General features: G+C 34.3%; 14 protein-coding genes, 1 pseudogene and 1 riboswitch. Of the genes and pseudogenes, 1 reads left to right on the top strand and 14 read right to left on the bottom strand.

Annotated elements, in window-relative coordinates; all coding sequences use genetic code 11:
• Positions 1-53: 53 nt before the first annotated feature.
• The 3 genes from RQ893_RS00930 to RQ893_RS00940 form a co-directional block, all read right to left on the bottom strand.
• A complete protein-coding gene (locus tag RQ893_RS00930) occupies positions 54-1,136 on the bottom strand; it encodes an ABC transporter substrate-binding protein (protein ID WP_311481185.1) in 1,083 nt (360 codons plus the stop codon).
• A 178-nt stretch (positions 1,137-1,314) separates the two neighbouring features.
• The gene (locus RQ893_RS00935) at positions 1,315-1,851 is read right to left on the bottom strand and encodes a chromate transporter (RefSeq protein WP_311481186.1); all 537 of its coding nucleotides are present in this window, start codon (positions 1,849-1,851) and stop codon (positions 1,315-1,317) included.
• Positions 1,848-2,390 carry a chromate transporter gene (locus RQ893_RS00940; RefSeq protein WP_311481198.1) on the bottom strand — a complete coding sequence of 181 codons (543 nt, stop codon included), beginning with the start codon at positions 2,388-2,390 and terminating at the stop codon, positions 1,848-1,850. Before RQ893_RS00940 ends, RQ893_RS00935 begins: the two co-directional genes overlap by 4 nt.
• A gap of 100 nt (positions 2,391-2,490) precedes the next feature.
• Here RQ893_RS00940 and RQ893_RS00945 point away from each other — a divergent pair.
• A pseudogene (locus RQ893_RS00945) lies at positions 2,491-3,660 on the top strand (IS256 family transposase).
• Positions 3,661-3,737: 77 nt separating this feature from the next.
• Here RQ893_RS00945 and RQ893_RS00950 read toward each other — a convergent pair.
• From RQ893_RS00950 to RQ893_RS01000, 11 genes are all read right to left on the bottom strand, one after another.
• Positions 3,738-5,252: a HEPN domain-containing protein gene (locus tag RQ893_RS00950; protein ID WP_311481187.1), complete on the bottom strand. Its 1,515-nt coding sequence runs from the start codon at positions 5,250-5,252 to the stop codon at positions 3,738-3,740.
• Positions 5,253-5,301: 49 nt separating this feature from the next.
• On the bottom strand, positions 5,302-6,033 hold the full coding sequence (locus RQ893_RS00955) for a hypothetical protein (protein ID WP_311481188.1): 732 nt from the start codon (positions 6,031-6,033) through the stop codon (positions 5,302-5,304).
• A gap of 57 nt (positions 6,034-6,090) precedes the next feature.
• Complete coding sequence (locus RQ893_RS00960) at positions 6,091-6,222, bottom strand: hypothetical protein (protein WP_311481189.1); 132 nt, start codon at positions 6,220-6,222, stop codon at positions 6,091-6,093.
• Positions 6,223-6,546: 324 nt separating this feature from the next.
• The gene (locus RQ893_RS00965; protein WP_311481190.1) at positions 6,547-6,741 is read right to left on the bottom strand and encodes a hypothetical protein; all 195 of its coding nucleotides are present in this window, start codon (positions 6,739-6,741) and stop codon (positions 6,547-6,549) included.
• A 452-nt stretch (positions 6,742-7,193) separates the two neighbouring features.
• Positions 7,194-8,594, bottom strand: a complete 1,401-nt coding sequence (locus RQ893_RS00970; protein WP_311481191.1) for a S41 family peptidase — start codon at positions 8,592-8,594, stop codon at positions 7,194-7,196.
• On the bottom strand, positions 8,581-8,928 hold the full coding sequence (locus tag RQ893_RS00975) for a hypothetical protein (protein WP_311481192.1): 348 nt from the start codon (positions 8,926-8,928) through the stop codon (positions 8,581-8,583). Before RQ893_RS00975 ends, RQ893_RS00970 begins: the two co-directional genes overlap by 14 nt.
• 1 nt (position 8,929) lies before the next feature.
• A complete protein-coding gene (tsaD, locus tag RQ893_RS00980) occupies positions 8,930-9,940 on the bottom strand; it encodes a tRNA (adenosine(37)-N6)-threonylcarbamoyltransferase complex transferase subunit TsaD (protein WP_311481193.1) in 1,011 nt (336 codons plus the stop codon).
• The gene (rimI, locus tag RQ893_RS00985; RefSeq protein ID WP_311481194.1) at positions 9,937-10,374 is read right to left on the bottom strand and encodes a ribosomal protein S18-alanine N-acetyltransferase; all 438 of its coding nucleotides are present in this window, start codon (positions 10,372-10,374) and stop codon (positions 9,937-9,939) included. The genes tsaD and rimI overlap by 4 nt, the downstream gene beginning before the upstream one ends.
• Positions 10,371-11,033, bottom strand: coding sequence for a tRNA (adenosine(37)-N6)-threonylcarbamoyltransferase complex dimerization subunit type 1 TsaB (gene tsaB, locus RQ893_RS00990; protein ID WP_311481195.1), 663 nt, complete (start codon positions 11,031-11,033; stop codon positions 10,371-10,373). The genes rimI and tsaB overlap by 4 nt, the downstream gene beginning before the upstream one ends.
• Complete coding sequence (gene tsaE, locus RQ893_RS00995) at positions 11,014-11,460, bottom strand: tRNA (adenosine(37)-N6)-threonylcarbamoyltransferase complex ATPase subunit type 1 TsaE (RefSeq protein ID WP_311481196.1); 447 nt, start codon at positions 11,458-11,460, stop codon at positions 11,014-11,016. Before tsaE ends, tsaB begins: the two co-directional genes overlap by 20 nt.
• Before the next feature lie 141 nt (positions 11,461-11,601).
• A complete protein-coding gene (locus tag RQ893_RS01000) occupies positions 11,602-12,195 on the bottom strand; it encodes an ECF transporter S component (protein WP_311481197.1) in 594 nt (197 codons plus the stop codon).
• 58 nt (positions 12,196-12,253) lie between these two features.
• Positions 12,254-12,369: riboswitch (FMN riboswitch) on the bottom strand.
• Positions 12,370-12,425: the final 56 nt, after the last annotated feature.

Genomic DNA, 12,425 nt, shown 5'->3' on the forward strand with positions numbered 1-12,425 from the left:
AGAATCATATTAATTGTTTCGTATACGGCTTCTTCATTTTTTAATTTAATTTATTATTTTAAAATGTCTGTCATCAATTTCGTATCCATATGATTTAAAAACTTATCTATATCATCTTCATGATATTTTCCTGTACTAATAAAGAAGTCCATTACTCCTAACAGGTCTTCTTCCATCAATGAATAATCTCCATTATTACTCTTAGTATTCATTCTTTCCAAAACACTCTCAGGGTCATAGTAAGGATCTTGTTCTAAATAAAGTGACGCTGTTTTTTCATCAAGCATAATCCCACACTCTGCATTAAACTCACTACACAGCTTTGCAGCTTCTTCTTTATTCTCTCCCATCCACTTAACTACATCCCAATAAACTTTCATAAATTTAACCATTGTATTATATTTTTCAGAATCTTCATAACTTTTAGGATTAGCAATTATGCTGCACTCAAGTCCGGTTTTTGCCATGTTTCCACTAGAAGCTTGTGTATAGTCTTTTTTATCTTCTGCGAAACTAATTGCACCTGTGATAACAGAGGCATCACCCTGGCCTGCCTGAAACGCACTGTTTGCTGTCGGAGCATCCATAGTAATTACTGAAACATCAGATATGTCTAAATCAAAGCCCTTTAGAGTTTTAATAAGCAGATACTCAAGAACCGTCCCTGAGTTGCAAAGAACCGACGCCCCTTTCCATGAATCATGATCCCCAACTATTTCAGGATTTATAGTATTTTTCCCTTTTCCTGCCGCAGCAATTTTTCCATCGTTTCTCACCCATACAGTTTGTGTTCCATTGTCAGTATTGGTGGCTCCAACTAATTTTGCATTATATGAGACCAATCCTGAAAGAACTCCACCTACTCCAGTAAAGCCAAGATCCCAAGAGTCAGATGCCAAGGCTTCCATCTGCACCGGACCATTATCGAATAAAACCGTCTCTACATCTATTCCTTCTTTTTCAAAGAAACCCTTTTCTTTTCCAATATATATTGGTGTAAAGTTTACAGATCCATTAATTCCTGAGACAACGATTTTCTCTTTCGTTTCGCTTTTCTTATCCGAACCCGAACAGGCAACCAGTTGTAGGGATAGAAAAGCAGCCATGCCAATTGCTAAAATTTTTTTAATCTTCATACTTCTTCCTTTCAATTTCCTTTCAATTTTAGTACACGCGGGTGTACTAGATTTGTGATAACCTTTTCTTTGAATCTACATTAGATTACCTCGTTTGTCAAATTTTTTATTTTATACATTCTTTTGTATATTCTTATATCCCCCCTTAAATCAATCAAATTAAAGTTCCAACAAAAGCCTACCCCAGCCCTATCCCTGCACCTAATCCAATTAATTTTATCGTTTCCATTTTCTTTGCGTAAGAATATAGGCCCAGTAAAAATCCTATTAAGGCTATGTAGTCAATTCCTTCTTTGATCCCACCCGGAAATACGGACGCCATGATCATAGATATTGTTGAAGCCGCTATTAAGCCTACCATTCCCGGCCTTAGAGCTTTTAAAATATCATCAACTATTGCCAACCTTTTTCCTTTAAATAGCAAAGTCCCGAGAATTAATAAAATAATTGTCTGTAGAAGCACAATCCCCATTGTTGCAACAACAGCTCCAGCTATGTTATGCATTTTTGTTCCTACAAAGCTGGCTGCATTAATCGCTATAGGGCCCGGAGTTAATTGCGAAATGGTAACTATATCAGTCATTTCCAATAAATTAAGCCAACCTTTTTGATTTACTATAACACCCTGAATTAAAGGCAATGATGCGTAGCCTCCGACAAAAGACATAGCTCCTATCTCGACAAATGCTATAAAAAGTTGTATCAAAATAATCATTTTAATTTTAACCCCTTTATGCTGAATAAAATTGAACCCAAAACAGCCAATCCTAAGATGATAAAGCTTGTATTAATCTTTAATATGTAAGATAAAATAAAAGCAGCCACCATTACAATAAGTACAAAAATTGGCGTATCTCCTTCGGCTGTCTTTGTCAACCTAATGGTTGTTATAACCAAGACCTCGCTTATTACCCCTGCCATTCCTCTCAGGGCAGCCCTTACCCAATAGTTGTTTGCAAATTCTGCATAAAAGTAGTAAATGATACTTATAACCATCAAAGGTGGTAATACTGCCGCCAAGACACTTAAAAAAGCCCCCTTAATCCCTTTAACTTTGTATCCCGCTAAAAGGCTTACGCTTACAGGCAATGCTCCGGGAGCACTCTGAGCCAGTGCTATCATATCCAACATCTCATCCTCTTTAAGAAGTTTGTATTTCTTAGAGAACTCATCCATTATAACGGGAGCTACTGTATATCCCCCTCCAAATGTAATTAAATTGATCTTAAAAAATACTTTTAAATAAACTCCAATATGAAAGAAAGAGTCCGTATAATTGTGTAAAAAGAAAAAGTCATTTGAAACCTAAACTAGTACAATGTTTTTAACCACAAAAACCAACTAAGAGTAACAAATTACCCAATTACATTTTAGATTAAACATAGAAGATATTCAAAATTCAATCAATACTGAAGTTAAAAACGACATAGCAAGAAATATTCTAACCAAAGTATTTAACGAGCTTATGGAATAAGAAAGAGATGAATATCTAGAAAATAAAGCCTACCAAAGAGATCCTAATCGTAGTACTTATCGAAATGGATACTACGAACGTGACTATACAACAAAAATAGGGACATTAACCCTAAGAGTACCTAGAACAAGAGATGGTAAATTCTGGGCAGAAATTTTTGAAAGATATCAAAGAAATGAAAAAGCTCTACTCACAACCATGCTAGAAATGTATGTTCAAGGAGTATCAACAAGAAAAGTATCCAAGGTAATAGAAAATATGTGTGACAAAACATATTCAAAATCCTTTGTATCATCCCTAACTAAAGAGCTAGATGAAGAAGTAAAACTATGGAGAAATAGTGACCTAAGTACAATTAAATATCCCTACATAATTGTAGATGTAGTATACATAAAAGAAAGAGAAAACAATCGAGTAGTATCAAAAGCTTGTCATATTGCAATAGGAATAAATGAAAAAGGAAATAGCGAAATCATGGGCTTAGACCTAAGTGCTAGCGAAAGTTAATACTCATGGTCAAACTTCTTTGAGTATTTAAAAGCTAGAGGCTTATCTGGACTTAAAATGGTAATATCAGATGCCCATAAAGGCCTAGTAAAAGCAATAAAAGAAACATCCGTAAATGTAATATGGCAAAGATGTCAGGTCCATTTTCTAAGGAACATCTTATCTAAAGCACCAAAGAAAAACACCGAAGAATTTAGAACTGACATCAAATTACTATTTAAAATCCAAGATGTAAACTTGGCAAGAAAAATGAAAGATGAGATATTCTTAAAATACGAGAGTGAAAAGAAATTTCAAAACTCTTTAAGTACCTTAGATGAAGGATTTGAAGATGCTTTTGCATATTTAGCCACTGATGTAATTCACAGTAGGCTTAAATCAACAAATTGCTTAGAAAGAGTAAATGAAGAAGTAAGAAGACGTGAAAAAGTAATTAGAATATTTCCTAATAAAGAATCAACTATAAGATTAATAGGCGCAATCCTCATTGATATCAATGAGGATCGGATCACATCTTCTAAAGTATATATTAGAATGAAATAGTAAATATTGTACTGGTTTAATTTACACAATATTATGGACTTGACTAATTATGAAATTTGATGATTATAATTAATTCACTATTCCATAATATTATATTTTATAAATGGATAATTTAAAATTTTCTTTTCATCTAATCCTAGGACTTTTAATACTAAAAAATAAATTATATAATCAAGAACTTGGTTTACTCTTATTATTTCTTTTGTAGATTTATATCTATTTTTATTTTTATCAGGGTTTGCTCCGTGTGTATGGTAATTTCTAGTATCTTTTAATTTTACAGCAAATTTATCTATAAACTTATCATCCCTATCCCATTCTGAATCAATATCATAAAAAATAATCTTGAAGTTTTCTGGCAAGCTTTCTAAAATCACGTTTAATTTTTCACGAAGAGTCGGATTCTTATTTTTTGAACTGTGATTTATATTTTTAATTATTTCTTCTTTTATGCCCTCTTCTACATCAAATAAATTCAAATAATCTTTTAGTTTAGTTTTAGTTTTATTTAGTTTATTTTCTTTATCAGTGATCTTTTCTCTTTTATTTACCTTATAATTATCATAATATGCTTCAAGTATTTTAATTTGGTTAACTAATTTGGTATTTATATCTAAATTAGGTTTTTGATTTTGATTATATAGGGATATTATATAATCTAGATTGTCTTTATTTTTAAACCATTCATTTATAAGTAATCCAAAATCCTTATATACATTACTTAATCTAAGCGAATAAAAATTAAGCTCATCATTATTAAAACTAAGTTGATTAAATATTAATTTACCTTCATAATAGGGTCTATGATAAATATATTCATCTTTTTTGATCTTCTCAATCCAGATCCTATTAACATTGTCTTCAAGTAGATAGGTACATTCTGTTAGATTGCCAAAAATTTGCGTAATAAAATTAATAAAGTCTTTGAACCAAAACGCTAAATCTAAAAGATTATCGATAGGCTTAGGCTCGTATCCTTTTGAATTTATCTTTATATAAGATTCAACTTCTGTCATAACTCCTTTATGAATATTATAATTTTGAGTTATATTTCTAACTAACTTAACATAATACTTTCCATCTAATATTTCATAATTATTATTATCAAAAAAATCGTTATTATAATCTATGGAGTATGAGCCATCGTCACCAACATTATTTATTGTAGGTAAATTTATATCATACCAATCTTCCAAATAATTAAGTGAAATCCTAACCTGTGTAGCTTGCAAAGTTTTGGAAATTATATTATCATCATTTTTAATTAATATAAATCCCCTTGTAGCCATATAGCTCTCTGTAGGGTAGCCGGGTGATGGAAAATTTATACTTATTATGTAACATTTTTCTAATTTAACATATAGGCCATTACTTAAATAGCCAAAAATATCAAAACTATTGTAGGTCTTTTTAACATTATAAGATTTTAACTTCCCATTTATCTCCAGTCTTATTTTTCCATTGTTTATTTTAAGCGTTCCTCTAACTGCTGTTTCAATCCGATTCTTGTTATATACACCAACTGCAGATAGAGACCAGAGCCCTTTATATTCAATTATATTATCTAATCTAAATTCTCTTAAATTTGCCAAAAATTTCTCCTTAAGTATTCAATAATAATAAACTTATATGAAACCATTTCTATTTCTCATTGAAATTTAATACTATAGTTTTATCTAAATTACCGCATATCAGATAAATATTATCGAAAGGCATATATTTATCTCTGTAATGATTTTTTAAATTAAAAGCCACCTGTTGAAAATCATCATCATAATTATGAACTGATATTATCGCCAAATTAATTTCCTTAAATTTGTCATACGTATCAAATTTTTCTATTTTACTATCTATTCTTTCAACAAAAAGCATATACCAATTTTCTACCCACTTGACTACAGGTCGACCAATCATAACTTTATAATTATCACCTAAACTATCAAAAGTATTATTTTCTACTTCCCAGATTTGATTATTTTTTGATATTTCTCTGAGGTCATCATAATCTATTATTTCCTTAATTGATCTTCCCTTATTCGTTTTAACTTCATATAGATAGTGACAATTCTCTGCATTTTGTAGACTAATAATATTTCCATGTTTATCCGTACATTGATAAAAAAGTATTCCTTCTATTACATCTTTTGTTAAGGGCTTGTCTCCATTCATCTTCTTTGCATTAATGATATCTTTCCCAATCGTTTTAGAACTTATTATTAGTTCATCATAATCAGCTCTAACAATTTCCACACCAACGGATTTATCAACCGTTTGTATATCTGGTATTTCTGAAAGATATGCATTTTTATATTTGACACTATCTATTATTTGTAATGCTGCCAACACGAAGGTTTCTTCGTTTTTTCTAGTCATGTTCACCCCTTAAATATCTATTTTTAGCGTTTTAAAAAACATTAACCACCATATCCTTCATCTTCTCCCCACCCTAAAAATCTCTCTTACCGCATCAACCAAGGCGTAATACAAGTAGGCGTCTCTTATTCTGGCTTCGGGGTGGGCGAAGCTTAGGATGGTTTTTTCCTTATATTCTATGTACTCCACTCCCCTTTGGGTCATGGGCCATTTTATTTCTTTTGGGTCTAGGACTGATTTTACAAAGTCTCCTGCTGTTCCGCAGCAGATTATGATGTCTGGATTATAGAGTTCTATTTGCTTTTTGATTATTTCCTTGTTTTCCCATGCTGCCTGGGATATTTCTTTATCAACTGATGTGTGCCCGCCGCCGGTTTTTTTAAGGTTTATTGACCCTATTTTTTTGAGGTAGGTTTTTCTTCTTTCTTTGTTGTCTTTTGAAAGTTCTTCCCAGCTGTATTCTTTATCTAGGTTTAAAATGCCTTGTGTCCATCTGGCTACATTGTCCCAAGTTTACCAGCGGCCTCCTTTGTATAAAAACTTTCTTAGATCCCAATCCTCCCCACCGTTTACTTCTTTCATTACGTATAGTATTTTATATTTTGATGATAGATACTGATTTTCATCAACTATCCCGTCTGTTATTATGGCAGGGTTTTGTAATTTTAGTTTATCAAATAATATTTCTTCTTTTTCTTTTATTGTCATTCTTGGCCTCGCTTGTATTTTATTATAATTTATACCCTTCTTGGCATGATAATTTAAAGTGGTGATAGATGTATTCCTTCGTTCATTCTGGTCCTGGATTTATGGGATTCCTCGCCATGCTCGGAATAACAAGAAAAATTTCAACTTATAATGTTTTTGTATTTTTTTACCAACTCTTAGGAATTTCCTAATAGTTCAACTATTTAGTATTTCTTAATAGTTCACTTATTTAGAAATACTTAATAAGTACTTGTTAGTTTCTTCGTTCATTCAGGTCCTAAATTCATAACATCCCTCCTCCGCCTACGGCGTCGTTCGGGATGGCGCTGGAGTGCTGCTGTGGCGTTCGATTGTCGTTCGGGACTGCGGTGTGGTTTGATTGGTTTTAAGCACACAAAAACCCCTCCATCCGTATTCCGGATTTTGGGGTTCAGGTCACTTTCGTGGGGCTTTTATTTGTCTAGCATTTTTTCTATTATTTCTATCGATTGCCTATAGGATGTGGATTCTATATCGGGTTTGGTTGGGTTTTCTTCGTTGATTTCTCCTGTTGGGTCATAGCCTAGGGTGTTTGTGTAGGTGAAGACTAAGCCAGAGTTTGGTAGGACGGAGTTTATCACGCCTAGGGTGATTCCGTCACCACCGGTTTGGCTGCCGACTATGGTTGCAAATTCGGTGTTTTTTACAAAGGATGCGAAGCCTTCGGCTGCTGAAAAGACATCTTCGTTTACTAGGAGGAAGATTTTCCCTTCATAACCGTTGTCTCTTTTGCTTTCATCTGGGTTTATGGCTATCGTGTCCTTGATATAATAGGCGAATTTTTTTAAATCTTCTGGATAATCTAGTCTTATTCCTGAAATATCAACGTTAGATAGGCTTTCCATGTTGAGGGTATTGTCTTGTAAAAGTAGTCTTGTTTTTGGAGAATCCTTGAAGAACATATGGTTTATAACTTGTTTAGGATTTTTGCTTAGTTTTGGCAATAGAAAACTTTTCCAATATTCCATGTTGCCGCCAACATTGTCCCTAATATCAATTACAAGGGCCTTATACATATGTTTATTTCTCAAAAATTCATCGACTACCTTGCTGTCTTTTTCTATATTGGTCATATCTCCCATCTGAGATATCTTTAATATAGCGAGGTCTCCCTGACTTTCAAGGCTAATATTTGCTTCGCCCTCGTCCTTTTTAGGCTTGTTTTGCTTTCTTTTGACAGGCCCTGCTGAAGTATTAGATTGAACTCCATCTATACCATACCTATTTCTCACTACCTGCCTATTTAGGTTTAAAAACTCATAATATATCGAAGGTTGGTTCCAGTTTTGCGAATAATATTTGAGTGTTGATTCAACATAGGCTGAGTCTGCAATCTTGGCATGGTAGTTATGTAGGTCTGCCATTATTTCGCTTAGGGTCTTGATAAATTCTCCATCATTTTTGCAGTCTTTGACTTTTTTTAAATATATGTCGTGATTTTTTAGGAAATCCACTTCATATTTTCTCTTCAAGACTTCAAAAAATGGGTAGGATTCTTTGAGTTCTTTAAATAAGTATTCAAAGTCTGCTACCATTTCAGATTTGCTTAGTTTTTTTGGATTTTCATAGCTTGCTAGTTGCAAGTGTGGAGGTTCTTTGAGGTCTTTGTACCATTTGAGATATTCATCCACTGTAAAGTCTGTGATGTTCTCTGGATAAAAAGTACCTGTATGGGTTGTCAAATCCTTGCCGGGATTTTCGCTGGCAATTTTTTTTCTCTCTAGATAAGCAATTCTTCTTTTTACGCAAGAAGTCTGGAGAACTAAAAGCAAGATGAAAACTACCGCCAAGGCGAATTTTCTAAGCTTTTTCATCAAAATCTCTCCTCATTACAAAGTCTCTTTTAAAGAGATCAAAAAGAATAGCTATATTGCCCAAAGGATTGACTAGGGAATAAATTACCAAGAGTCCTGCCAATACAAGCAGCCTTCTTTCTTCATAACGTTTGATGGCTATAGGCTTCTTTCTAGAACCTAGGGTTAGGATACCGATAAGGATGGCAAGGGCTCCGAAAATATCCTCCAAAATTTCCTTATAGTAAATTCCAAAGCCAATTATCCCTATTCCCATCAAAATCCAAATGATAGACGAAGTAATGTTGATTTTATAATATTTTTTTAAGTCTGTGTTTTTATTCCTTTTTCTCATATCATAAATCTAAATTTGGATAAACCTTCATAAAAGTATTGTCTCGCACGCCAGCTTGGTAGTCAAGATAGCCTGCCATGGCAATCATGGCTGCGTTGTCTGTACAAAGAATGATATCTGGATAATAAAATTTGATATCTCTCTTTCCTAATTCCTCTTCCATCCTTGCCCTAAGCCTTGAATTGGCTGCAACTCCACCAGAAATAGCAAATTGTTTGTAGCCTGTTTCTTCAAGAAGCATAAGGGATTTTTCTACAAGGACATCAACTACTGCGTCTTGAAAAGAAGCTGCAAGGTCTGCCTTATTGATTTCATTGCCCTTTTGTTCTTCATTGTGGGCATAATTTAAGACAGCTGTTTTGAGACCAGAGAAGGAAAAATCATAGGATCCTTTTTCTAGCATAACTCTAGGGAAATCAATGGCTTTTGGATTGCCTTCCTTGGCAAGTTTGTCGATTTTTGGACCACCTGGATAGCCAAGTCCGATTTTTCTCGCAACCTTGTCGAAAGATTCGCCCGCAGCGTCATCCCTAGTTGAGCCAACTACTTCTATGTCATTATAATCATCTACCTTACACAAATATGTATGACCTCCAGATACAACTAGGCATACAAAGGGTGGCTTTAGGTCCTTATTTGAAAGATAATTTGCACAAATATGACCCTTCATGTGGTTAGCGCCTACAAGGGGTTTGCCAGTAGCTAAGGCTAGGGCCTTGGCAGCAGAAATCCCAACTAAAAGCGAACCAATAAGGCCTGGCCCCTTGGTTACTGTGATTAAATCTAGGTCATCATAAGATATTCCCGCTTCTTCTAGAGCTTTAGCTATCAAGGGATTTATCGCCTCAAGGTGTTTTCTAGATGCAATTTCTGGTACAACTCCCCCAAAGAGAGCGTGGATATCTATCTGACTGGATATTAAATTTGTTAAAACTTCTCTTTCATTTTTCAAAACTGCAACAGAAGAATCATCGCAAGATGTCTCTATTGCAAGGGTGTAAAAGTCTTTCATAGAATAGTCCTTATCATATTGTAAGCATCTTCACCTGTTTTTTGGTAGTAGTTTTTCCTAATTGATTGGATATTAAAACCATATTTTTGATAGAGGTTCACTGCCGCAGTATTTTTTGTTGATGCTTCTAGCCATATTTCTTTGGCGGATTTTTCCTTGGCAAGGCTTATCAAATGCTCCAAAAGAGCTGAGCCAATACCCTCGCCTCTGTGGTCTTTGTCAACCGCTATAGTAAAAATTTCAACCAAATCTGATAGCACGCTTATTATATAAAACCCTACTATTTCCCCATCTTTCTCATAAACATAATGTTTTAAAAAGGAGTTACCTTCAAATTCTTTAAGTAGCATTTTTTTAGACCAAGGCTCAAAAAACGACTCGTTCTCGATTTCGTAAACCCTGTCAGTATCCGCAAGATTCATTTCTCTAATCACTTTTTCTCAAACTCCCTTTCTGCTTGACTTTTTCTAAGATAGTTCGGACTGATTTCATAAAGTGGCTTGGATTGAAGTTTTTCTTCCTGAGCTAACCTTATTAGATTCCTTCCAATACAATTATTAATATTTATTGGTGCCTTCTTTGCCCTCTCAAACTTATCAGAGTACTTGTCATTTAAAAGACCAATCATCTCTATTTCTAGACCTTTCTCATTTACAATATTGGCTAGGTCATCAATTTCATAAAGATTTGCTGGAATAATTTCCTCTAAATTCTCATCATATAAGGCGGCATAGACTCTGGTGGCTCTCGCATCTATTAAGGGTAATTTTGCCCTTACAGAAGTTGAACCTGCCGCCATGGCTTTTAGGGTTGAAATTGTTATTAGGTCTTTTTCTTCTACCTGGGCTAGGGTTTTGGCTATGGTCATGCCGATCCTAAGTCCAGTAAAAGACCCAGGGCCTTCTGCTATTATGAACTTATCAATGTCTGCCACTGTCATGCCCAAAAGGTCAAGGAGATTTTCTATCATTGGTACTAGACTTTCTGAGTGGGTTTTAGACTGGTTTACATTAAAATCGCCTAAGATTTCCCTATCATCAGCCACAGTAACAGTTGAAATCATGGTTGATGTATCAATTGCTAAGTAATTCATTAATCTCCCTCGCCCTTTCTGTGTCGTTTAAAATTTGTATTTCCCTAGTATTTGAATCTAGCTTGTCTATCTTTATATTGATCATTCCCTCTGGCAAATATCCCCTGCCATTTTCCGCCCATTCAAGGAAGGTAATTGCCCCTTCTGGATAAAAGTAAGTTTCAAAATCAATATCTAAAAGGTCATCAGGATTATCAAACCTATACAAATCTAGGTGATAAATGGTTTTATCTCCCTCATATATATTTACAATGGCAAAGGTAGGTGAAGATGAATCGTAAATACCAAAATACCTGGCTATGGCATTAACTAGGGTAGTTTTACCTGCACCCATGTCGCCAATAAGATTTATGACATCACCCTCTTTTAAAAGCGGTGCCAAGCTATTTGCAAATTTTTCTAAGTCATTTAAGTTGTTTATAATCATACAAAGCCTTCCATTCTTTCTATTATACCTCTTTTTTATCCTCTAGGGAGCCTTTTTGTCTGTGTTTCAATACAAAAAGCACCCGGCTAAGGTGCTTTTCGTAAAACAGAATATTTTTTTGGATAATAATGTAAGATATCTCTATTTTAATTTTAGAATTGGTGATACCCTCTTATAGATTAGGTCTGTCACAAAGGCAGCTGCTGTGCCCTTTACAATATTAAATGGTGCTATTGATAGGAGCATCAAGCTAAAATATGATTTAACTAGAGGGTTGCCTGGTACTTGGCCTGCAAAGGCGTTTAGGTCGATGCCCATGGCCTTAGCGTAGGCTGGGAAAACTACAAAAGCATTTGATAAGGTTGCTATAGCAGTCATCGCAATTACTCCGCAGAATAGGGAGAAGATTGCAGTTTTCCTTGTCTTGTTGTTTTTATAGATAGATGCTGATACAAATACAAAGCTTGCACCAACAATAAAGTTTGACAATTCACCAACACCAACTGTTTGAGTCTTGGTTAGGTTTAGAATATTTTTAACCAATTGGATTGCAACTCCTGCCCAAGGTCCCATAGCAAAGCCACCAACTAAGGCTGGCACATCTGCAAGGTCTACCTTCATAAAAGGTGGGGCTATTGGAATTGGCAATTGGAAAAACATCAATATAAATGCAAGTGCTGATAAAATACCAATTTTAACTACGTTGTTTAATGAAATAGATTTTGTTTTGTTCATAATACCTCCCTTTGGGCAATAAAAAATGCCCAGTTATCAGGGCACGAAAAAAGCTATAATATATCTTCTTCCATCCAGACTATACTGTCGGTTTTGGAATTTCACCAAATCGGTCCTAAGACTCGCAGACTATAACTGCCGGTTAAGGAATTGCACCTTTCCCTGAAGAAGCAATGGATTTCCATCGCTAATATCTATTCAATTTCTGATTCTATTATATGAAAACTTTT

The organism is uncultured Anaerococcus sp., assembly GCF_963510915.1.
Lineage (GTDB): Bacteria > Bacillota > Clostridia > Tissierellales > Peptoniphilaceae > Anaerococcus.